The organism is Bacillus sp. V26 (assembly GCF_034296245.1).
GTDB lineage: Bacteria > Bacillota > Bacilli > Bacillales > Bacillaceae > Bacillus > Bacillus halotolerans.
This window is the reverse complement of record NZ_JAXKQF010000001.1, coordinates 190551-211542: the sequence shown is the minus strand read 5'-3', so window position 1 is coordinate 211542 and position 20992 is coordinate 190551. Positions and strand designations below refer to the sequence as shown.

The 20992-nt window shown below is 45.3% G+C and carries 22 protein-coding genes, 1 pseudogene and 1 other annotated feature; of the genes and pseudogenes, 3 read left to right on the top strand and 20 right to left on the bottom strand.

Features of this window, described 5'->3' with window-relative positions; all coding sequences use genetic code 11:
* Positions 1–23: 23 nt before the first annotated feature.
* The 7 genes from egsA to UJ203_RS01105 form a co-directional block, all read right to left on the bottom strand.
* Positions 24–1208, bottom strand: coding sequence for a sn-glycerol-1-phosphate dehydrogenase (gene egsA, locus UJ203_RS01135; protein ID WP_227598017.1), 1185 nt, complete (start codon positions 1206–1208; stop codon positions 24–26).
* Entirely contained in the window at positions 1205–2023 is an 819-nt protein-coding gene (locus UJ203_RS01130; protein WP_322008430.1) for an HAD-IIA family hydrolase, read from the bottom strand. The genes egsA and UJ203_RS01130 overlap by 4 nt, the downstream gene beginning before the upstream one ends.
* Entirely contained in the window at positions 2001–2690 is a 690-nt protein-coding gene (araD, locus tag UJ203_RS01125; RefSeq protein ID WP_322008429.1) for an L-ribulose-5-phosphate 4-epimerase, read from the bottom strand. Before araD ends, UJ203_RS01130 begins: the two co-directional genes overlap by 23 nt.
* 12 nt (positions 2691–2702) lie before the next feature.
* Positions 2703–4388 carry a ribulokinase gene (gene araB / locus UJ203_RS01120; RefSeq protein WP_322008428.1) on the bottom strand — a complete coding sequence of 562 codons (1686 nt, stop codon included), beginning with the start codon at positions 4386–4388 and terminating at the stop codon, positions 2703–2705.
* 15 nt (positions 4389–4403) lie between these two features.
* The gene (gene araA, locus UJ203_RS01115) at positions 4404–5894 is read right to left on the bottom strand and encodes an L-arabinose isomerase (RefSeq protein WP_227598020.1); all 1491 of its coding nucleotides are present in this window, start codon (positions 5892–5894) and stop codon (positions 4404–4406) included.
* Positions 5895–6075: 181 nt separating this feature from the next.
* The gene (gene abnA / locus UJ203_RS01110; protein WP_105953437.1) at positions 6076–7047 is read right to left on the bottom strand and encodes an arabinan endo-1,5-alpha-L-arabinosidase AbnA; all 972 of its coding nucleotides are present in this window, start codon (positions 7045–7047) and stop codon (positions 6076–6078) included.
* A gap of 197 nt (positions 7048–7244) precedes the next feature.
* The gene (locus tag UJ203_RS01105) at positions 7245–8330 is read right to left on the bottom strand and encodes a M42 family metallopeptidase (protein WP_024122431.1); all 1086 of its coding nucleotides are present in this window, start codon (positions 8328–8330) and stop codon (positions 7245–7247) included.
* Between the two features lie 187 nt (positions 8331–8517).
* Between UJ203_RS01105 and ysdB the strand changes: the two genes are divergently transcribed.
* A complete protein-coding gene (ysdB, locus tag UJ203_RS01100) occupies positions 8518–8910 on the top strand; it encodes a sigma W pathway protein YsdB (RefSeq protein ID WP_024122432.1) in 393 nt (130 codons plus the stop codon).
* A gap of 16 nt (positions 8911–8926) precedes the next feature.
* On the opposite strand, the gene UJ203_RS01095 is transcribed toward ysdB, so the two are convergent.
* The 5 genes from UJ203_RS01095 to UJ203_RS01075 all read right to left on the bottom strand — a co-directional run bounded on the left by UJ203_RS01095 (position 8927) and on the right by UJ203_RS01075 (position 11015).
* Entirely contained in the window at positions 8927–9196 is a 270-nt protein-coding gene (locus UJ203_RS01095; protein ID WP_105953435.1) for a DUF1294 domain-containing protein, read from the bottom strand.
* Positions 9197–9249: 53 nt separating this feature from the next.
* Positions 9250–9609: a 50S ribosomal protein L20 gene (gene rplT / locus UJ203_RS01090; RefSeq protein WP_003222420.1), complete on the bottom strand. Its 360-nt coding sequence runs from the start codon at positions 9607–9609 to the stop codon at positions 9250–9252.
* A 31-nt stretch (positions 9610–9640) separates the two neighbouring features.
* Positions 9641–9841, bottom strand: coding sequence for a 50S ribosomal protein L35 (rpmI, locus tag UJ203_RS01085; protein ID WP_003222418.1), 201 nt, complete (start codon positions 9839–9841; stop codon positions 9641–9643).
* Between the two features lie 12 nt (positions 9842–9853).
* A complete protein-coding gene (gene infC, locus UJ203_RS01080; RefSeq protein WP_071543361.1) occupies positions 9854–10375 on the bottom strand; it encodes a translation initiation factor IF-3 in 522 nt (173 codons plus the stop codon).
* Between the two features lie 57 nt (positions 10376–10432).
* Positions 10433–10563 (bottom strand) — a sequence feature (ribosomal protein L20 leader region).
* Between the two features lie 266 nt (positions 10564–10829).
* On the bottom strand, positions 10830–11015 hold the full coding sequence (locus tag UJ203_RS01075; RefSeq protein ID WP_322009495.1) for a hypothetical protein: 186 nt from the start codon (positions 11013–11015) through the stop codon (positions 10830–10832).
* Between the two features lie 26 nt (positions 11016–11041).
* On the opposite strand from UJ203_RS01075, the pseudogene UJ203_RS01070 reads away from it, so the two are divergent.
* Positions 11042–11316, top strand: a pseudogene (locus UJ203_RS01070) (hypothetical protein); the annotation flags it as partial.
* Positions 11317–11346: 30 nt separating this feature from the next.
* Here UJ203_RS01070 and lrgB read toward each other — a convergent pair.
* The 4 genes from lrgB to lytS form a co-directional block, all read right to left on the bottom strand.
* Positions 11347–12042 (bottom strand): antiholin-like protein LrgB, encoded by a 696-nt coding sequence (gene lrgB / locus UJ203_RS01065; protein WP_322008427.1) that lies wholly within the window; start codon positions 12040–12042, stop codon positions 11347–11349.
* A gap of 21 nt (positions 12043–12063) precedes the next feature.
* Complete coding sequence (lrgA, locus tag UJ203_RS01060) at positions 12064–12504, bottom strand: antiholin-like murein hydrolase modulator LrgA (protein ID WP_322008426.1); 441 nt, start codon at positions 12502–12504, stop codon at positions 12064–12066.
* Between the two features lie 134 nt (positions 12505–12638).
* Positions 12639–13364: a LytR/AlgR family response regulator transcription factor gene (locus UJ203_RS01055; protein ID WP_105990235.1), complete on the bottom strand. Its 726-nt coding sequence runs from the start codon at positions 13362–13364 to the stop codon at positions 12639–12641.
* The gene (gene lytS, locus UJ203_RS01050) at positions 13342–15123 is read right to left on the bottom strand and encodes a two-component system sensor histidine kinase LytS (RefSeq protein WP_322008425.1); all 1782 of its coding nucleotides are present in this window, start codon (positions 15121–15123) and stop codon (positions 13342–13344) included. The genes UJ203_RS01055 and lytS overlap by 23 nt, the downstream gene beginning before the upstream one ends.
* Positions 15124–15296: 173 nt before the next feature.
* On the opposite strand from lytS, the gene UJ203_RS01045 reads away from it, so the two are divergent.
* A complete protein-coding gene (locus UJ203_RS01045) occupies positions 15297–16082 on the top strand; it encodes an HAD family hydrolase (RefSeq protein ID WP_044153932.1) in 786 nt (261 codons plus the stop codon).
* Positions 16083–16121: 39 nt separating this feature from the next.
* Here UJ203_RS01045 and thrS read toward each other — a convergent pair whose 3' ends face one another.
* The 4 genes from thrS to dnaI form a co-directional block, all read right to left on the bottom strand.
* Positions 16122–18053 (bottom strand): threonine--tRNA ligase, encoded by a 1932-nt coding sequence (gene thrS / locus UJ203_RS01040; protein ID WP_010335257.1) that lies wholly within the window; start codon positions 18051–18053, stop codon positions 16122–16124.
* A 396-nt stretch (positions 18054–18449) separates the two neighbouring features.
* The gene (gene ytxC / locus UJ203_RS01035) at positions 18450–19295 is read right to left on the bottom strand and encodes a putative sporulation protein YtxC (protein WP_322008424.1); all 846 of its coding nucleotides are present in this window, start codon (positions 19293–19295) and stop codon (positions 18450–18452) included.
* Between the two features lie 78 nt (positions 19296–19373).
* A complete protein-coding gene (locus UJ203_RS01030) occupies positions 19374–20015 on the bottom strand; it encodes a TVP38/TMEM64 family protein (RefSeq protein ID WP_202852742.1) in 642 nt (213 codons plus the stop codon).
* A gap of 36 nt (positions 20016–20051) precedes the next feature.
* Positions 20052–20984 carry a primosomal protein DnaI gene (gene dnaI, locus UJ203_RS01025; protein WP_024122442.1) on the bottom strand — a complete coding sequence of 311 codons (933 nt, stop codon included), beginning with the start codon at positions 20982–20984 and terminating at the stop codon, positions 20052–20054.
* Between the last annotated feature and the right edge of the window lie 8 nt (positions 20985–20992).

Below are 20992 nucleotides of genomic sequence, written 5' to 3'. Positions count from 1 at the left end.
ACCCCTTCCATTCGAGGTGCGGGCTATTCATAAAGACCATGATTGACAAGCGTTTTGTTTTCATTGATGAGTCTTAATCCGGTGCAGCGGTCTCTTAAGGTGTGTGCGTGTCTGAAGGCATTTTTGACGGAATCCTGCCCGACACCGATTTCGTCAAAATACGCAGGACCTCCGGCAGATTTCAGCCAGCCGGCCAGCTTTTTTCCTTCCGGCAGCGTTTCATAAGCCGATTGAATGACTTCCCGCTGACGCGGAGAAAACTCGTTCAGCCCTTCAGCCTGGATGAGCTTTCTGTACGTGTCAGTCAATAAAACGGCCGCACAGCCCACTTTTGCCCCATGGAGAATCTGAGGCCGTTTTTTCTCCATTAATTCCATCTCAATCCAATGGGAAATATGATGCTCCCCTCCTGAAGCAGGACGGGAATGATCCAAAGCCAGCATGACAAGTCCTGATACAATCAAGGACTCCATCAGGACCCGGATGCCCGTTTCCGTTTTCATCGCAATGTCTTCGGCGTGTTCGATACAGGCATCAAGTGCTTCTTGTACGAGCTTTGCGCCTGTTGGTGAATATGGCTCACCAGCGAGCTGATGAGAAATGTTCCAATCAGCCAGAGACGTCATTTTGCCTAGCATATCCCCAAATCCAGCCGCCACCATAGGCTGCGGCGCCGATTTTAAGATGTCAAGATCAGCGAACAGCGCGGACGGGGCCTTCGTTTGGATGGTGGTTTTCGTACCGTATAAAATAATGGGCGCACCGGCTGATGTAAATCCGTCAACGGATGGGGCGGTCGGATAAGAAATAAACGGCAGACCCCTCTGGAAGGCGGCAAAACGCACGATATCATGGATAGTCCCCGAACCGACTGCGATCATGATATCTGTTGATTTTTTCGTATGGACCAGCACATGAATGAGTGACCGTTCATCTGCCGCCACATCTCCTGCTTCATTTTCCGGAATGATCAGACACTCCGCCTGAAGCCCTTCCTTTATCAAGCGGTCTTCTAACTCGATCCCCGCTATGCGGTGCGTATTCCGATCACAGACAAGGACGATACGCTGATCATTCTTTCTTTTTACATAATCCAACAACCGATCGGCTGCTTGTTTTTCTAGAACAATTTCTTCTACTTCTACAGGAAATGTCATCTCCCCCGCGTGTTCAAAAGCACGCTGAACGTCAGCTGCGATATGATTCATAGCAGAATCCCCTCCTCAGCCAGTTTGGTTACATCCTTAATGGACTCCAGTACATAATCCGGCGTATACAAACGCTGTTCACCCGGTTTCGCTGAACCAGTCAGCACTAAAGCGTTCTTCATGCCATACAGCTTTCCCATTGCGATATCAGATTCAATGCTGTCCCCTATAATCATACATTCATGTGCAGAAAGCCCCAGCGCAGTACAGGCAGCCTCCGCCATCAGCCACGATGGCTTTCCGACGACAAGCTCCGTCTTCGCCTGAGCAGAAGCTTCTATCGCCCCAATCATTCCGGCGACGTCGATGGCATTCCCGTCCTCATTAGGAAAATAGCGGTCTTTGTTCGTGGCAATTATACGAGCGCCTGCGGCGGCCGCTTTAAAGGCTTGATTCAAGTCTTCGTAGGTGAGTGTTTCATGAAGCGAGATGACAAGCCAATCCGCCTCCTTCGGTTCATCTGCTGTCTGGACGCCTGCCAGCCTCAGTTCGTCAATCAAGCCCTGTTCTCCAAGCACCCATACCTTTGAAAAACGATAGTTCCTTTTTAAAAAGGCTGCTGTCACACTTGATGACAGGACAATTTCGTTTACATCTGCATCTATTCCGGCACCAAGCAGTTTTTTTCTGCACATGGCACGGGAGATATTTCCCCGGTTGCTCAAAAAGACGATTTTCTTTCCCATATTTCGAAGTGTACTGATGGCTTCTCTTGCTCCATCGATCAGTTCGTTTCCTCTGAATACGGTACCGTCCAAGTCAATCAGAAAACCGGCCGGTGATACTGCGGGATTATGACTGGCCATAATACGCATTTGCTCCGTGTTTTCGATAAAAGTGCTTTTCGTGGAGAACAGTATTGATCGGGTTGACATTCTTGTTCAGCATCATAGAGTGATACGCCATTTCCGCAACCGTTTCTAACACCACCGCGTTATGAATGGCGTTTAAGGCATCTGTGCCCCAGCAGAACGGGCCGTGGTTATTAACGAGCACGCCCGGCACCTGCTCGTATTTATGATGCTGAAAGGTCTCCGCGATCACTTTGCCTGTATTCAGTTCGTAGTCATGAATGATTTCTTCATCGTACATTTCACGTGTACACGGAATCGCACTGTCGAAATAATCGGCATGTGTCGTTCCTAAAGGGGGTATGTCCCTTCCGGCTTGCGCCCAGCTTGTCGCCCATTGAGAATGGGTATGGACAATCCCGCCGATATTTGGAAACGCGTTATACAAATAAACATGAGTGGGTGTATCAGAAGAAGGTTTGAGCGAGCCTTCTACGACCTCACCTTCCAAATTCAAAACAACCAAGTCATTGGCTGTCAGCTCGCTGTATTCGACTCCGCTCGGTTTAATGACGATTAACTCTTTTTCACGGTCAATACCGCTCACATTTCCCCACGTAAAGGTCACCAGCTGATGCTCTTGAAGCTTCAGGTTGGCAGCCAGCACCTCTTTTTTTAACGTTTCAAGCATGCTCATCACCCTTTATGAATTCTTTTGTGCGGCAGATGAAAATTGAAGATTTTTTATCGTTTTCAGACGCTTCATGACATGATTCTCTTTTCCGAAATATTGAACCAGCTCTTTATATTCAGCGTATAGATTTTCATATACGGCGGCATGCTCAGCATTTGGCGTATAGGAAATATCTTTCAGTTTCCCCATGTACGCCGCTGCCTCTGTGACGTCATCATAGCCGCCGTTTTCTTTACCGGCCGCAAGCGCGCCGAAAATGGCAGATCCTAAAGCAGGGGCTTGCGGTGAACCTGAGATTTTAATATCCATGTTTGTGACATCCGCATAAATCTGCATGACAAACGGGTTTTTCTCAGCAATACCGCCAGCTGCGTAAAGCTCTTCAATTGGCACTCCGCTTTCTCTAAATGTTTCAATAATCATCCTTGTGCCGTATGCTGTTGCTTCAACTAACGCACGGTAAAGCTCTTCGGGTTTCGTCAGCAGCGTCATGCCAAGCAGCATCCCCGTTAGATCAGCATCAACAAGGGTTGAACGGTTTCCATTCCACCAATCCAGGGCAAGCAGGCCGCTCTCCCCCGGCGCCTGCATGTTTGCCTTCTCGCTCAGCAGCTCGTGAATGCTGACATTTTTTTTCTCCGCTTCGTCTTTATAGGCTTGCGGGACACACGTTTTCACGAACCATTCAAAATGATCGCCCACACAGGACTGTCCGGCTTCATACCCCGCAAATCCCGGAAGAATGCCGTTGTCCACAACCCCGCACATGCCGGGCACAATGTTTACCTCGTCTCCTAAGAGAACGTGGCATGTTGAGGTTCCCATAATCATCAGCATTTTTCCTGGTTCTGTGATACCGACAGCAGGAACAGAAACATGAGCGTCAACATTCGCAACAGCAACTGCTGTGCCCGGAAGGAGACCCGTCAGCTGTGCCATTTTTTCCGTCAGTCCGCCTGCTTTTTCCCCTACTGAGTGAATCGATCCCGCTAACTTGTCTTTTGTAATCGTTTTCATTATAGGGTGAAGTTTTTCAAAGAAATTCTCTGAAGGATATCCCGCTTTTTCACTCCAGATCGCTTTATAACCGGCTGTGCAGTTGCTTCGCTTCAGCGAGCCGCACAGCTGATACACGATCCAGTCAGCTGCTTCGATTATCCGATCAGCTGCTTCATAAATGTGCGGCGCTTCTTCGGCAATTTGCATCACCTTCGGAATCATCCATTCTGATGAAATCTTTCCTCCGTAGCGCTGTAAAAAAGCTTCCCCTTCTTCTTCGGCGATTTGATTGAGCCGATCAGCATGCTTTTGGGCGGCGTGATGCTTCCAAAGCTTCACATAGCTGTGCGGCTCCTCTTCAAATTCCGGCAGCATACATAATGGCTGTCCTTCACTGTCGACAGGCAAGATCGTACATGCCGTAAAATCAATTCCGATCCCGATGATCTCTTTTGGATCAACACCAGTCTGTTCAAGTAATGACGGAATCGTTGTTTCCAAGACTTCCAGATAATCTTCCGGATGCTGAAGCGCCCAGTCCCGCGGCAGCTTTTGACCCGTTTTGGGAAGGACGGTATCAATGACGGCGTGTGGATATTCTTTGACAGCCGCCGCCAGCTCTTCTCCAGTTTTGACGTGAACGAGCACCGCTCTTCCTGATAATGTTCCGAAATCAACACCTATTGTGTAAGCCAAGTGACATCCTCCTCTCTACTTTTGAAGCCTGTAAAGCGCCTCGTTCCATTTCAATTCATGTTTCAGCTTGTGAATCGATGTATCGCGAGAAATCAAGATACTTTCAACCCCCGCCATTTCCGCCCAATCCATCAATTGCTCCGCTGTCAATTCGTAAGACAAGCAGGTATGGTGTGCGCCGCCGGCTAAAATCCATGCCTCCGCCGCTGTTTTTAATGAAGGCTCAGGCTTCCAGAGAACGCGGGCGACAGGCAGATTCGGCATATCTTTCTCAATTTCCTGTCCGTTTACCTCATTGAGCACAAGACGGAAACGTCCTCCTATATCAACCAGACTCGCTTGAATGGCTGATCCGCTGATGCCATTGAATACAAACCGCGCCGGGTCATCCTTGCCTCCGATAGACAGCGGATGAACTTCAATTTTCGGCTGATCCAAAGCAACTGTCGGGCACACCTCAAGCATGTGTGAGCCAAGAATCATTTCATTTCCAGGTTCAAAATGGTACGTATAGTCTTCCATGAAGGATGTTCTTTTACCTTCAGCCATGATCTTCATCATCCGGACGAGAGCAGCCGTCTTCCAATCACCTTCTCCAGCGAACCCGTAGCCTTTTTCCATCAGCCTCTGAACGGCCAGCCCAGGCAGCTGTTTCATTCCGTGCAGCACTTCAAATGAAGTCGTAAAAGCCGTGTATCCGCCTTGTTCAAGAAAAGCAGTTAGGCCAAGTTCAATTTTCGCCTGTTCTTTAATGGACGCTATCTTTGCTTCGTCTCGTTTCGTTTCCTCGCTGATGACATAAAGCTTGTCATACGCTGCATAAAGTGTTTCGACCTCATCGTCAGTAATTCCATTCATCACTTCGACAAGATCCCCGATGCCATAGCCGTCAACCTGCCAGCCGAATTGAATATGCGCTCCCACCTTGTCTCCGTCCGTTACTGCAACATAGCGCATGTTATCTCCGAATCTGGCAACCTTGATATGTCTGCTTTCATTTAGCGCAGCCGCCGTATTCATCCACTGAGAAATTTCTTTCTTTACCTCTTCATCATCCCAATAGCCCGCGACAACTTTACGGCTCAGCCCCATACGAGAATTGATGTACCCGTACTCACGGTCGCCATGTGCGGATTGGTTGCTGTTCATAAAATCCATGTCAATCGTACCCCATGGAATATCGCGATTATATTGAGTATGCAGATGCATAAGCGGTTTTTGATAAGAGGAAAGGCCTTCTATCCACATTTTTGCAGGAGAAAATGTGTGCATCCATGTAATAATACCGGCGCATGTCTCACTGTACTCCGCTTCTCTTAACAGCTGTCTGATGGTTTCCGATGAAGTTACAACAGGTTTATGCTTCATTTTATATCTGGAAGAAATGCCGCTAAGCCCCTCACAAATGCTTTTTGCATGCTGGTCTACCAGCTGCAGCGTTTCTTCTCCGTATAGGTGTTGGCTTCCTGTTACAAACCAAAATTCATAATCTCTTGTCTGAAGCATGTTAACTGCCCCTTTCTTATAAAATAAAACGCTTCCAATTCTAGATTTATAGATACGTACTAATAAACAAAAACTAGTTAATTATTATTAATTTGTACGAACAACTTCATTATAGTAATTCAGTAGGATACTGTCAATCTTTTCTTTTAAAAAAAGCCAGGTGTTCACCCGGCTTATCAGTTTAATAGGACGGCCAGCCCGAACTCCAATTCAAATCATTGATTAGTAGCTTGGGAATGCCATTATCTTTCGCGTCATAGGCATGGCGCACAAGTATGTTTCCATTTACAATATCCTGACCTCCAGGCCCTTTCCATTGATCATTGCCGGAATCTAAGATGGTGCCCCCTCCTTCCAGCATGCTTTTTCCGCTTTTATCAAGATAAGGCCCTGTTATGCTTTTAGATCTCCCATAAGCAATTTTGTACGTACTATTTACCCCGTCACAGCATTTATCAAATGAAACCATTAAATAGTAGTAACCATTTTGGTACGTGAGGGTAGGAGCCTCCAGCGCTCCGCTATTACTCGGTCTCGACGCAATGGAATAAAGCGATCCGGTAGGCTTCATCGTGTTCTTATCCAGCTTGGTCAGCTTGATTCCGCTCCAAAATGAGCCGAACGCAAGCCACGGGTTGCCATCCTTGTCAAAGGTGAGTTCCGGGTCGATGGCGTTATAATTATTGGAGCTTGTCGACCGGATTACCAGGCCTTCGTCTTTCCAGCTTCCCGAGCTGATACTTGTTGAAGAAGCAAGGCCTATGGCAGAGACATTTTTTCCGAAAGAAGAAACTGAATAATACAGCCAGTACTTTCCGTTATAATATTGAATGTCCGGTGCCCACTGGTTTTGGCCGTAATTCGGCACATAAGTGGACCACCATGATAAAGGTGTGCTGAAAATCGATTTTTGCACGGTCCAATTTTTAGCATCCGACGATTTGAGAACCCGCAGCCCCCTTTCTTCCGTAAGGCCTGTTCCAAACGCGTACCACGAGCTTCCCTCTTTGATCATCGTTGGATCATGAAGCAGTTCATTAGACGCTCCCCAAAATGCAGCGGATGCCGGAGAAGCGGAAGTCAATAACAAACCCGCTGTCAGAGCAGCACTCGAAAAGTGAAAGAACCGTTTCCATGCTTTTTTCTTTTTCAATTTTTTCAAACCTCCCTTATTTTAGAAAGCGCTTACAAAACGTGAAATTGAATCCTCCTTTCCTTACAAATGAGCTGCATCTCGTACGTGATCAGATTCAGGAATTTTTCGGTATCTCCTTTATTGTAGTCACTCCGCCAAAATTTGTACAGACAAAAAAATAGAATCCGCCTCACAAGGCGGATTCTTCCGTATCTTTATTGGTACGTAATATCGTCAACCGTTTGCCGGTCTAACTTCTTAATGACTTCGGTGATTAATTTTACCGCGTTTTCATAATCGTCACGATGCAGCATGGCAGCGTGCGTATGAATGTATCGTGTTGCAATGGTAATGGACAGCGCCGGAACACCGTTTGCCGTCAAATGAATAGACCCGGAATCAGTTCCTCCGCCGGCGATCGCATCAAATTGATATGGAATGCCTGCTTCTTCTGCTGTATTGACAACTAAGTCACGAAGTCCTTTGTGGGAGACCATAGATGCATCGTACAGAATAATCTGCGGCCCTTCTCCCATTTTGCTTTGCGCTTCCTTCTCAGAAATGCCTGGTGTATCTCCGGCTATCCCTACATCAACACCAAAAGCAATATCAGGCTGTATCGTGTGCGCAGAGGTCTTCGCTCCTCTTAGGCCAACTTCTTCCTGGACAGTTCCAACGCCATACACAACGTTTGGATGATCTGTGTCTTTTAAATTCCTCAAAACATCAATGGCGATCGCACAGCCGATACGGTTGTCCCACGCCTTTGCTAAAAGAAATTTTTCATTGTTCATGACCGTAAATTCAAAATGCGGAACGATCATATCACCTGGGAGTACGCCCCATTCCAATGCTTCCTCACGGCTTGAAGCCCCGATATCAACGAACATCTCTTTGATATCGACCGGTTTTTTTCTCGCTTCAGCAGATAAAATGTGCGGTGGCTTAGATCCGATAACACCTGTGACCTCTCCCTTTTTCGTTACGATGGTGACACGCTGAGCCAGCATGACTTGAGACCACCAGCCGCCGACAGTTTGAAAACGGATAAAGCCTTTATCGGTGATTTGTGTCACCATAAAGCCGACTTCGTCCAAATGCCCGGCAATCATAATTTTCGGACCATTTTCCGCACCTGTTTTTTTCGCAATTAAACTGCCAAGCCGGTCAGTTGTCACTTCATCAGCAAATGGTTCTATGTATGATTTCATCACTTGCCTGACTTCTCTTTCATTTCCCGGAATGCCTTTTGCATCAGTTAATTCCTTCAGCATGGTTAACGTTTCATCCAATTTTGCCATGATTCCAAAAACCTCCTTCATCTGTCCTGCATTATTATTATACAAAACCTGACGGTAACCATACGACTATTTCACTTAAAAAGCGGGTATATCTTTTTTAACAAACTTCTTTTAGAAAAAGTGAAACCTTTTTCTATGCTCTACGTATTACATCAGATCATCACAATGAGGGAGGTGCCTTCACACAATGTTTATCATGGTTCTCCGGATTTTATTGCTTGCTTTATTTGCTTACTGTATTTATGCCTTGGTCAAATATGTCGCAAATCCAAAGAGAAGACTGAAGCTGGCCCAATCAAAAGAACTTTTTTATATTATCGATGAACAGAACAATACCCGAAAGAACTTTCAATTGACGTATAAAGGCGTGCTTTTTGAAGGAGAAAAGCATATTCCTTCCAAGGATCATCCGCTGTTCATCCACACCATCTTTGTATGGACGGAGTCTCCTGAGAAGCTAAAAAACTTTTCCGCAAAAGATTTTGAGAATATTGAAGAAAAAGTACTGGAGCGATATCCGGATTGTAAAATTGACTGGGATCTGCCCATTAAACTTGCAAAAAAAGCAGAAGAGCGGTAAACGCTTTTCTGCTTTTTTATAAATCAAACGGACTGTAATAGATGCCGATCAACACCGCTTCAATCACCAAAAGAAACGGCACACCGTATTGAAATGATGCGTGCTTCGTTTTATGTCTGAAGGTCTGCATGCCGAGCCAGACACCAAGTGCCCCAAACACGATGGCGATCAGCCACAGCCGGTCTTCAGAAATTCTCCATTTGTGGTGCTGCGCTCTTCGTTTATCTGCGCCCATCACCCAAAAACCGCACAGATTGATCAGAACTAGATATACAGCAATTATCATGTTGCCTCATCCTTTATATAAAAAAGCCGCTCTCTAAGAGCGGCTCTATATCATTATTTGTTTAATTGAGCTTTAGCAGCATCAGCAAGCTGATTGAATGCAGTAAGATCGTTTACAGCAAGATCAGCAAGCATTTTACGGTTTACTTCGATACCAGAAAGCTTAAGACCGTGCATTAAACGGCTGTAAGAAAGACCGTTCATGCGAGCAGCTGCGTTGATACGAGTGATCCAAAGCTTACGGAAATCACGTTTTTTCTGACGACGGTCACGGAAAGCATAGTTTCCAGATTTCATGACCTGCTGGTTAGCTACTTTGTATAATGTATGTTTTGAACCGAAATAACCTTTTGCTAATTTAAGAACCTTTTTACGACGCTTACGTGTAACAGTTCCGCCTTTTACTCTTGGCATTAAATTTCCCTCCTAATTGTTCCTTGTCCGATTACTTGATATTAGCAAGCATTTGTTTGATACGTTTGAAGTCTCCTGCGCTTACAACAGCACTCTTGCGAAGCTTACGCTTTTGCTTTTGAGATTTGTTGGCGAATAAGTGACTTGTGTATGCATGAGAACGTTTTAACTTCCCAGAACCTGTCTTTTTAAAACGTTTAGCAGATCCGCGGTGAGTTTTCATTTTTGGCATGGGATTTCCTCCTTATTGCTTTTCGTTTTTCGGCGCGAGCATTAAGAACATGCTGCGGCCGTCCATTTTTGGTTTTGTTTCGACTGTCGCAACCTCAGCACATGCTTCAGAAAAACGGTCTAGTACACGCTGGCCGATTTCTTTATGAGTGATTGCGCGTCCTTTAAAGCGGATAGAAGCTTTCACTTTATCGCCTTTTTCAAGGAATTTAATCGCATTGCGCAACTTCGTGTTAAAGTCGTGCTCATCGATTGTCGGGCTTAATCTAACTTCTTTTAAGTTAATGATTTTTTGATTTTTGCGTGCTTCTTTGTCCTTTTTCTGCTGCTCGAATCTGAACTTTCCGTAGTCCATGATGCGGCAGACAGGCGGTTTTGCATTTGCTGCAACTAACACAAGGTCAAGATTTGCGCGGCCGGCTATTTCAAGTGCTTCCTGACGGGACTTGATTCCAAGCTGGTCGCCATTTTGTCCGATTAAGCGGACCTCACGTGCACGGATACCCTCATTAACCAATTGATCTTTGCTAATAATGAGCCACCTCCATAGTTTCTTCGAATTGATTCACAACTCTTTTGACTGCATTCTGCAGGCAAACAAAAAGTGCGGGCATTATAAAACACCCACACTACGAACATCTGTATCAATAAAAATGTACGGTCAACCTGCCAACTACATGAATGTGTCAATCAGGTGAGAAGCGGGTGCTTCTGCTTGTGATTTATATTCAATTCAATAACTATTCTACACAATGCCGGATGTTTAGTCAAGGATGACTTACCCGGAACAACTTTCTCATTGTAACATGGGTTATTTATGAGTGCAAGAGAGAAAAAGAAAATCTTTTATTCTTATCCAGAATGCAAGGTTCTGAACCCTCCAGCCCATCATGCAGGATTTTGTTAAACAGCATCGGCTGAGCCAGCGGCGCTCCATGCCGATCACTGGAAACATAACGGTTCTCGAATTTTCATTCATCTTTGCGATTTCAGCTGCCGATGCATTCATCACTTTTTTTCTTTTTCCCGACCGTCACCAGCAGGCTGGCACTGGTTTGTCTTAACGAATCGGGTATCGTGCATGTCATATTAGTATTTGATAAAGCATATCTGCACTCAATTGACTGCTTTCTTTTATAGTATGTTTCGAATCGGCTGGCACGAAGATAAAGCATTTTTTCCTGCCGCCTGGAAAAGATCAGAAAGGCAGCGTCAGGCAGCACTCCAAAAACAGCAGGAAGCGAACGCCGAAAAAAACGGCAAGCGCAGGCACAGCGTCAGCAGAATGAGGCATCCTCATCTAACAGCCATAATGCGCCATCTTCACCGAGCCAGACAGATGATGCCATTCAACAGCCGGCTTCAGAGCTTTCTGATGACGACGGCTATGGTTATGAAGAACGAAAAAAGTGGCATGACGATCAAGTGGAATGGGGCATTAAACAGGGATATATCGATCCGGAAGACGCACCATAAAATAGAAAAAGCCAAGGGTTCAACCTTGGCTTAACCTCCGATCAGCTGCACGAACACAGGAATGACCAGAACCGTTACGACCCCGACAACGACAACAGCAATACTTGCCATCGCGGCTTCGACTTCACCCATCTCGATCCCGACAGCTACACCGAGTGCGTGTCCGGACGTTCCGAGAGCCAACCCTTTCGAAATGGGATTCTTCACTTTAAATACTTTTAAGAACAAAGCGCCGAGCGCATACACAATGACGGCGTTAAAGATAACAGCAAAAGCTGTGATATCGCTGATGCCGCCAATATCTTTTGATAAAGGAAGCGCAATCGCCGTTGTTGCCGCCTGCGGAAGCATACTTTTCATCACTGCCGCATCAAGGTGAATCCCTTTTGCAAGCAAATAGACAATCGTGACAGAGCAGATAGAGCCTACGATAATGGAGGACATAATTTGCCACCAGTATTGTTTCAGTTTATCTCTTTGTTTGTACAATGGAATGGCAAAGGCAATCGTCGCGGGTTCCAAGAAAAACTTAATGATTTCTCCCCCGTTATTATAGTCAGCGTAAGAGAAACCGCCGATTTTCAAAAATGCAATCCCTAGCACCATCGCAACAAACAATGGAGTGAAAAGGAAGAACCCTTTTGTTTTTTTAAATAAAAAGGTGCCGATGCCGAAAGCGGCCAGTGATACGACAATTCCGAAATAAGGACTCATTGTGCTTTCCATATCATGAACCTCCTGCTTCTCTTAATGATGAACAAGTTCGTTTTTCTTCTGCGGGGGCTGTACTGTTTTTGCTTTTATGTCATCAGCAGTCTTGCGTTTTCCGCTCAGTGTAAGAATAAGCTGAGAAAACAATCCTGTTGCCCCCAATAAAATAATCGTTGCGAGAAGAATGACAAGGACGATTTGCAGGCCGTATTGCTGCATCACACCAAGAGAATTCATAACAGATATACCTGATGGAACAAATAAAAATCCGATCAATGAGGTTAAAGACGCTCCGAGCGTTTCTACTTGTTCCAGTTTAATCACTTTCAAACATAATAGGAGAAATAATAAGACCAAACCTACAACCGACGCCGGTATAGGAATTGGGACAAAAGCGGCAATCATATTGGAAACCAGCATAATGACGGCAAAAATAAATGCTTGTGTTAAAAATCCGTACACTTTTTCAGCACTCATTTTCTTCACCTCTTTCTCTTTTGTACCCTCATTATAAATAAGAATCCCTCTCTATTAAGCGCTTACATGATAACTTGCCGAATATTAAAGATGAGTTGCAGCATAAAAAGGATGAAATACAAAAAGCCGCCCCTTCAAATATGGAGCAGCTTTTTTAATTCCTTGGCATATGTCCGGCTGACCGGTATTTTCGATCCGTCTTTCATGATCAGATTATAGGTGGAATTAAACCATGGCTGTATCTCTTTGATGTACTCAGTATTAACGACAAAGCTTCGATGGACGCGGAGAAAATCAGTTTCCGGCAGCTTTTTTTCAATGACAACGAGCGTATCATTGACTGAATAAGATGCATCAAAGGTTTTTACATGGACATGGCCGTCTTCGGTTCCCGCAAAGATTATATCCTTCGTATCCACAATCACAATCGATTCACCGACAGATAAGGCTAATTTATGCTGGCTGGCATGGCTGATCTGTTCTGGTTCATCAATCTCCCGCTTTACCTTTTTATACTTTTTCATTGTTTGCCTAACCCTTTCTTCATCGAAAGGTTTGGTTAAGTAATCAAGAGCGTCTACTTCAAAAGCTTTAAGTGCATACTGGTCATAGGCCGTCGCAAACACAATAGCCGGGGGGTTCTTCATATTCTTCAATCGTTTTGCGATATCAAAACCATTCTCTCCGGATAAGTCAACGTCTAAAAACAGCAAATCAGGCTTTTGATCCATCATTTGGTCAAACGCTGATTCAATATTTTCCGCTTCATTGATTTCTAATTCCTCATTTGTCCTTTTGAGTAAATAAGCCAGTTCATCTCTTGCCAGAATCTCATCATCAACTATTAACACCCTGAGCATGTTCTTCTCCCTCTTTCATTTGTTGCATAGGTACTTGAAAGGAAACCTCTGTCCCTTTATGTACCTCACTCTTGATATGTAATGCAGCCTGCTGGCCGAATAAACCGACCAGCCGCTGATTCAGATTATAAAGCGCAGTCCCTGTTCCTTCCTTAGAAGGCAGCGGTTTATTCCCCAGTTCCGGCAAGACGTCAGGCGGAATTCCGCGCCCATTGTCCGTGACCTTCATATAGACGAATGACTCATCAGATAAGACACAAACCGTTACCTTGCACATGTCTTGTTTTTTTGGAAATGCGTGCCGTAATGCGTTTTCAACAAGCACCTGCAAGACAAACGGAGGAATCTCAATTTGTTCCAGCCTGCTGTCAATATCAAGCTCAATCTTATATTTCCCGGGAAAACGCGCCTGTTCTAATGACAGATAGGCTTGAAGATGGTTCAGCTCCTTTGAAAGCGGGATCAGCAGCTGTCTTGCTCCCTGGAGATTAGAACGAAAGTACACGCTAAGCTGCAGCAAAAGCTTACGGGTTTTTTCAACATCTGTCCGGCATAAAGCAGAAATCGTATTGATGGCGTTAAATAAAAAATGCGGGTTAACCTGTGCTTGAAGCGCTTTGATTTCCGCATCCTTCAGAAGCTTGCTTTGCAGCTCGGCTTCACCGAGCTCAAGCTGTGTCGAAAACAGCATGGCCAGCCCCTCGGCAAGCTCCTCCTCTACCTGACTGAGACCGGCCGGGCTTTTAAAATACATTTTTAACGTTCCGATTGTGTTGCCGTTTGATGTCAAAGGCAGTACAATCGCTGCGTGCAAAGGGCATTCCGAATGGGTGCATTCAATCTCTTCCTGTGAAGTAGCCTTCATGATACGCCCTGTTTTAATTACCTTTTTAGACAGGCCTGTGATCAGGCTTTTAGATGGGATATGATGGTCCATTCCCGCGCCGACATGCGCAAGTATTTTCTCATTGTCCGTCAGAGATACCGCATCCGTTCCGGTCATCTTATGGATGATGGCCGCTACACTTTTACAAGAGCTTTCATTTAACCCTTGACGGAAAAAAGGAAGCGTCTGATCGGCAATGGTCAGCACCCTGTGCGTTTCAAGCGCCCTTGCCTGTTCTTCCTTGCGAATAATGGCTTGAATAATCGACAGGAAAATAAAGCTGCCTGTTCCGTTAATGAGGATCATCGGAATCCCGATCATGCTGACAAGCTCCCAAGCGTCATTGAACGGCTTTGCCATCAGCAAAATAATGACCATTTGCAAGGTCTCCATACCGATCCCGACGAGGGCTGCGATACGCGGTGTCGGCATACGATAGCGCTTCGTAAAATACCTGCCGATCCATCCCGCAAGAAACCCTGCTAAAACGGATGAGACCGCACAGCTTAAAGCCGTGCTGCCGCCGAGCGAAAAACGATGAAGGCCTGCTAATAAACCGATTCCCGCTCCTACAAACGGCCCGCCCAAAAGCCCGCCTATTTCAACGCCCAAAATACGGGTATTGGCAATAGAGCCCGACGGATCTATTGTAAACACCCAATCATTATTCACAATCATATGTTTTTGAATTTCGATGCCGGTATAATTGCTGATGATGCTGAAAAGAGAAAAAATAGAAATCAATACGACTTTTCCTTTGTAGCCCTCCGGATTTTGAAGTGCCTGTCTGAAAAGTTTAGTGTGGGCCAGAATAAATCCCAATATAACAATAATCCCTACCCTTTCCAGCATCATGATCATTAATTGAATCATCTGTGTCACCTGTTCTTTCCCATTTCATTTTATCATTTTTTCGGCAAATCGTTTCATGGCTGACTGTTTTTTTAAAATCATCTGAAAACATATTTCACAAGGCTTTTATCTATTGTAGAATAAACATGAGCCTTTTGGCAGAAAGAATTGAATCTGAAGCAGAGGAGAAGATCATGAAAGCCGTATTTTTTGATTTAGACGATACACTACTTTGGGATGAGAAAAGCGTCAGAACAACATTTGCTGAAACATGTTTACAGGCCGAGAAAAAATATGGTCTTGACCCTGAGGAATTCGAAGCAGCTGTTCGGGAAGCGGCGAGAGAATTGTACATGTCTTACGAGACATACCCTTATACGGTGATGATCGGCATTAACCCGTTTGAAGGGCTGTGGTCGAATTTCTCCGAGCCGATCAGTGAAGGATTTCAGAAGCTGAATAAGATTGTGCCGGAGTACAGACGAAACGCATGGACAAACGGCCTGAAAGCGCTTGGTGTCGACGATCCGGCATATGGTGAATATTTGGGAGAGTTTTTTGCAGCGGAACGCCGAAAACGCCCGTTTGTTTACGATGAAACATTTGATGTGCTTGATCAATTAAAAGGAAAGTATGAGTTGCTGCTTTTGACTAACGGCGATCCGAGTCTGCAAAAGGAGAAGCTCGCCGGCGTGCCTGAGCTCGCCCCTTATTTCAATGAAATTGTCATCTCAGGCGCTTTTGGCAAAGGGAAACCTGATGCTTCTATTTTCGAGCATTGCCTGCAGCTGATGAAGATCCAGAAAGAGGATGCCATCATGGTCGGCGATAACCTGAATACAGACATTTTAGGCGCTTCCAGAGCCGGTATCAAAACCGTATGGATCAACCGGACGGATAAGAAAAATGAAACAGAAGTGACGCCTGATCACATCATCAGCAGCCTTCATGATTTGTTTCCTATTTTAGAACATAAATAAAAAAGCATGATCTCTTTCATGAGATCATGCTTTTTTGTATTATTTCTTCGCTTCAGCTACAGCCTTTTTCACAAAATCATCAAGTGAAATGGTTTCAGACTTCTGCTCTCCGTATTTACGGACGTTTACCGCACCGTTTTCTGCTTCTTGGTCACCGACCACAAGCATGTACGGAATTTTTTGCATTTGCGCTTCGCGGATTTTGTAGCCAATTTTTTCATCACGACTGTCGACTTCTACACGCAGGCCTTCACGCTGCAGGCGCTCTTGTACTTGTTTCGCATAATCCAAATGCACAGCCGGAGAAACCGGGATAACTTGGAACTGAACCGGTGCAAGCCATGTTGGAAGTGCGCCTTTATGCTCTTCGATTAGGAATGCAACAAAGCGTTCCATTGTTGATACCACACCTCTGTGAATAACAACCGGACGATGCTGCTTGCCGTCTTCACCGATATATGTCAGATCGAAGCGTTCAGGCAGCAAGAAGTCCAGCTGAACAGTAGACAATGTTTCTTCCTTGCCGATCGCTGTTTTCACCTGAACATCAAGTTTAGGGCCGTAGAATGCAGCTTCGCCTTCTGCTTCGTAATAGTCATGGCCAATTTCGTCCATTGCCGCTTTCAGCATAGATTGCGCTTTGTTCCACATTTCATCGTCATCAAAGTATTTCTCTGTGTCTTCCGGATCACGATAAGACAGACGGAATGTGTAATCGTGCAAGCCGAAATCTTCATATACGTCCTGAATCAAACGAACTGTCCGGATAAACTCATCCTTAATCTGATCCGGGCGGACAAAGATGTGGGCATCATTCAGTGTCATGCCGCGCACCCGCTGAAGACCTGACAGCGCACCTGACATTTCGTAGCGGTGCATTGTGCCGAGTTCAGCGATACGAATCGGAAGCTCACGGTAGCTGTGAATATCGTTTTTATAAATCATCATATGGTGCGGGCAGTTCATCGGACGGAGCACAAGTGTTTCATTATCCATTTCCATCGGAGGGAACATGCCTTCTTGATAATGATCCCAGTGTCCTGATGTTTCATACAGCTCTTTGCTTCCAAGCACTGGTGTATAGACGTGTTCATAGCCGAGGCTGATTTCTTTATCGACGATGTAGCGTTCGATTGTGCGGCGGATTGTCGCGCCTTTTGGCAGCCAAAGCGGCAGACCTTGTCCGACTTTTTGAGAATTCGCAAACAGCTTTAATTCTTTGCCAAGTTTTCTGTGGTCACGCTCTTTTGCTTCTTCAAGCATGCGAAGATGCTCGTCAAGATCAGCTTTTTTGAAGAAAGCTGTTCCGTATACACGCTGAAGCATTTGATTATTGCTGTCACCGCGCCAATATGCACCTGCAAGGCTTAACAGCTTAAACTCTTTAATTTTTCCTGTTGATGGAACGTGTACGCCGCGGCACAGGTCAAAGAATTCGCCCTGCTCGTAAATCGATACGGTTTCTCCCTCAGGAATCGCATCCAGCAGTTCAAGCTTCAGGTCATCGCCGATTTCCGCAAAGCGGGCTTTCGCTTCTTCACGGCTGACTTCTTTTCGAACGATCGGAAGGTTCGCATTGACGATTTTTTTCATTTCTTTCTCGATTTTCGGCAGATCCTCCGGCGTAATCGCTTCTTCCATTTCTACATCATAGTAAAAACCGTTTTCGATAACAGGACCGACACCGAATTTCACGTCTTTGTAAATGCGTTTAATCGCTTGTGCCAGCAAGTGAGCCGTACTGTGGCGCATAATCTCAAGACCCTCTTCTGATCCTTCAGTAATGATTTCCACAGTGCCGTCTTCGTTGATCGGCGTTTTCAAATCGATTTCTTTTCCGTTCAGTTTTCCGGCTAATGATTTCTTTTTTAATCCCGGACTGATGGATGCCGCGATATCTTCTGTTGTTGTTCCTTTCGCAAACTCCTTGACTGCTCCATCAGGAAATGTGATTTTTACCATATCTGACATCATTGTCACTCCTTTTTTTGCATATAAAAACCCCGCCCCCTATGAAAGGGACGAGGTTGAATAAACGGAATCGTGGTTCCACCCTTTTTTCCGCAAGCCAATACACCGGCACCTGCGGCTCTAAACTCTGTAACGGGAGTTCCCGTCAGCTATTACTGTTCCTTATAAAGGGGTTCACAGCTGAGGTTCAAAGGCGGTAAAGCGAATGGTCCTTAGCTGGGAAGCTTGCAGCCGTGACTTCCCTCTCTTTAAGCCGGTTTCATTCCTTCATGTCCTTATCAGTACGTGTGTCAATCTTAATCTCCTATGTATTATAAATTGTTCGTTCCAAAAAATCAACACGATTGTATTTCCTTTTTTTCAAGCGGCAGCCTTATGTTTACAGGCTGCCGGCACTTATCCCTCTGAGTGCTTGACCGGTGTTTCAGCGTTTGAAAACGCCTGAAGCGGAAGCATTTGCACACGCTCTTGAAATACGTTTTGAATCGTCCTTACCATCATATGCTCGGGCTGGTCTGTATAGAGAATCACCTCATCAGGCGCGATGGAGATCAGCGGCGCAAGCAAATGGGAGTCAATGTACATGGGATGATCCCGGACAAATCGCCTGTCTATGTATTTCATTTTTTCCCGTTCCGGCACATAGCGCATCTCCCACAGTATAAATGAACCATCATGGACAATGTGCACCTTTTTGATTCGCGGCGGTTTAGCCATTACATAATCTCTGAGTGTCTGAATAAAGTTTTGGTACTCCTGCTCCATCTTATATTCGTCTATTGCCGCTTCCACAGTTTCTCTAAGCTGTTCGTAGTACTTTCCGAGGCGAAAGGTTTGAAAGGAACGAATTGAAAATACCCCTTCCTCTAAACAAATCGTTTGGAGCTCATCTAAAATACACTGCTTACGCGGCGGCTTCATCGGTTCAAACGGAAGAACATCAGCTTCTCCTTCTATAATACTGTGTGCGAGCTGAAGGATTTGCTGCTGCTCATCCTGGTCCGTGAAACAATACGTCTCTTCAATCAACGACAGCATATGCTCGTCTTCTTTGCAATCTAAAAAAAACTTGACCAGAATCGGCTCCATAAAACCCTGAATAGAGAAAGCCGGCTCAGCTTTTTCAATCCCGATTTTTCGTATGCCTTCACGGACAATGATGTTTTTCCGATCGTCCGAATGCTGAATGAGATGTAAAAAAGCGGCTGTATCATGGTCATCTTCAAAGATTATTTCAAGCATGTTTGTCCCCCCTTACGGCATCTGTTACAAGTATATGGGGGATGTTTTTAAAATAGACGTAAAGGTCACCGGCAAATCTTAATTTGATTCTTGAAACAGGCTTTGCATTTTCCTTCTGAAGATAAATGGCAGCGCCATAAAAATGAGATAGAATCCGAGGACGAGAAAGAAGGCGGGCAAATTGCCCGTGAAAAAGCTTGCTCCCAGCACGTTCAGTGCAACGGTCCCAGGGATGATTCCCGCAGCCGTCGCCGCAAAATATGGGAGCGGCTTGACATTAGAAAGTCCTGCCGCATAGCTGACAAAGTCAAAATTAATCGGAAGGATCCGCAGAAGAAAGATATAGAAAAAACCGTTTTCCTCCATCTGTTTCTGGATGTTTTCCAGCCTTTCGTGACGGCTGTTGGTTTTTGCCGCCAACAGACCGGCTGCAAAAAATGAGACAGCCGAAGCGCACATCGACCCGAATAGTGTGTAAAGCGTGCCGAGAATCGGGCCAAAGGCCAGACCGCCCGCAATAGAAATAACTGATACCGGAAATAATACAAGCGGCCTGACGATCGATATCCCGATAAAGATAAGCGGCGCAAAGATGCCGAATGATAAAACCCATATCCGGATTTCTTTCGGAGATAGATTTAAATACCTTTTATTTGCCCAAAAAATCAAGCCTGCTCCCGCAAGCACTGCCAGCCATTTAACAGCCGTTTTAAGTTTCATACCCTCAGTTCCTTCCCCTTTGAACCGCAGCGGTTATTAATGGCGGCGGTTTTCTCCGTCAAGACGGATGGGAGCAGCCAGATATAAAATCCGCTCCATTAATCTTGCCGCTTTCACTTCTTCCTTTTCTCCCCTTTGCGAATACGTAAAATGATGCTTCAGCTCATCAGGCGAGAAATTAGAAGAGAAGAAAGTCGGCAGCTGCTGGGACATTCTGTGCTGAAGCACTGTTCCGATAACTTCATCCCTGACCCAGCTCGTCATCGATTCTGCTCCGATGTCGTCGAGCATCAATACAGGCGTGGTTTTTACCATGTTCAGCTTTTCTTCCAACGAATGATCTTGAAGCGAATTTTTCAGCTCTCTGACAAATTCGGGCACATAGACGATCATGGAGGAATACTCTTTTTCCGCCAGCTCATTGGCAATAGCGGCGAGCATAAAGGTTTTTCCTACACCGAACTTGCCGTACAAATATAATCCTTTCCCTTTTCCCGTCTCATTATAGCTTTTCAGAAAATCCGTGACATGCTGGAACATTGCAAGTCTGCTCGGATCATTAATATCGACCTGCTGGAAGGTCGCTCCGAGAAGGTCCTGCTGAATATACATGCTTTTCATGAGAGACTTCTGTTTTTTCTGCTGATCGAGCTTTCGTTTGACCGGGCATTCGTAATACTCGATATCAATAGAGCGGCCGGTCATCACAAGCTTCGGATGGTAGCCCTCCAACAGATTATTGCTGTTTTCGTCTTCTGAACAATAAGAGCAGTGCTTGCTCTGTCCAATATATTCATAAAGCTTATTTAAGCTTCTTTCAATCATTTTTTGATCGATGACGTCTTCATTTTCCTTTAAAAATGCCTGAACGTCTTGATCCTTCATCACTTTTTCTTTCATTTGTTCAAGACGCTTTTGGAAATCCGGTCTGCCGGTTACGCCCTGCAGGGAACGGCTGATTGGTTCCATGTATTACT

Bases quoted from the DNA above. Each gene is read 5' to 3' on its own strand.
- UJ203_RS01075 (WP_322009495.1), bottom strand. From the start codon at position 11,015: ATGCTTTATCTTCGTGCCAGCCGATTCGAAACATACTATAAAAGAAAG.
- araD (WP_322008429.1), bottom strand. From the start codon at position 2,690: ATGCTTGAAACGTTAAAAAAAGAGGTGCTGGCTGCCAACCTGAAGCTT.
- UJ203_RS01105 (WP_024122431.1), bottom strand. From the start codon at position 8,330: ATGGCAAAATTGGATGAAACGTTAACCATGCTGAAGGAATTAACTGAT.
- UJ203_RS01045 (WP_044153932.1), top strand. From the start codon at position 15,297: ATGAAAGCCGTATTTTTTGATTTAGACGATACACTACTTTGGGATGAG.
- araA (WP_227598020.1), bottom strand. From the start codon at position 5,894: ATGCTTCAGACAAGAGATTATGAATTTTGGTTTGTAACAGGAAGCCAA.
- dnaI (WP_024122442.1), bottom strand. From the start codon at position 20,984: ATGGAACCAATCAGCCGTTCCCTGCAGGGCGTAACCGGCAGACCGGAT.
- egsA (WP_227598017.1), bottom strand. From the start codon at position 1,208: ATGAATCATATCGCAGCTGACGTTCAGCGTGCTTTTGAACACGCGGGG.
- UJ203_RS01055 (WP_105990235.1), bottom strand. From the start codon at position 13,364: ATGCTCAGGGTGTTAATAGTTGATGATGAGATTCTGGCAAGAGATGAA.
- ytxC (WP_322008424.1), bottom strand. From the start codon at position 19,295: ATGCTTGAAATAATCTTTGAAGATGACCATGATACAGCCGCTTTTTTA.
- UJ203_RS01095 (WP_105953435.1), bottom strand. From the start codon at position 9,196: ATGATAATTGCTGTATATCTAGTTCTGATCAATCTGTGCGGTTTTTGG.
- thrS (WP_010335257.1), bottom strand. From the start codon at position 18,053: ATGTCAGATATGGTAAAAATCACATTTCCTGATGGAGCAGTCAAGGAG.
- ysdB (WP_024122432.1), top strand. From the start codon at position 8,518: ATGTTTATCATGGTTCTCCGGATTTTATTGCTTGCTTTATTTGCTTAC.
- lytS (WP_322008425.1), bottom strand. From the start codon at position 15,123: ATGATTCAATTAATGATCATGATGCTGGAAAGGGTAGGGATTATTGTT.
- UJ203_RS01130 (WP_322008430.1), bottom strand. From the start codon at position 2,023: ATGCGTATTATGGCCAGTCATAATCCCGCAGTATCACCGGCCGGTTTT.
- rpmI (WP_003222418.1), bottom strand. From the start codon at position 9,841: ATGCCAAAAATGAAAACTCACCGCGGATCTGCTAAACGTTTTAAAAAG.
- rplT (WP_003222420.1), bottom strand. From the start codon at position 9,609: ATGCCAAGAGTAAAAGGCGGAACTGTTACACGTAAGCGTCGTAAAAAG.
- lrgB (WP_322008427.1), bottom strand. From the start codon at position 12,042: ATGGAAAGCACAATGAGTCCTTATTTCGGAATTGTCGTATCACTGGCC.
- lrgA (WP_322008426.1), bottom strand. From the start codon at position 12,504: ATGAGTGCTGAAAAAGTGTACGGATTTTTAACACAAGCATTTATTTTT.
- UJ203_RS01030 (WP_202852742.1), bottom strand. From the start codon at position 20,015: ATGAAACTTAAAACGGCTGTTAAATGGCTGGCAGTGCTTGCGGGAGCA.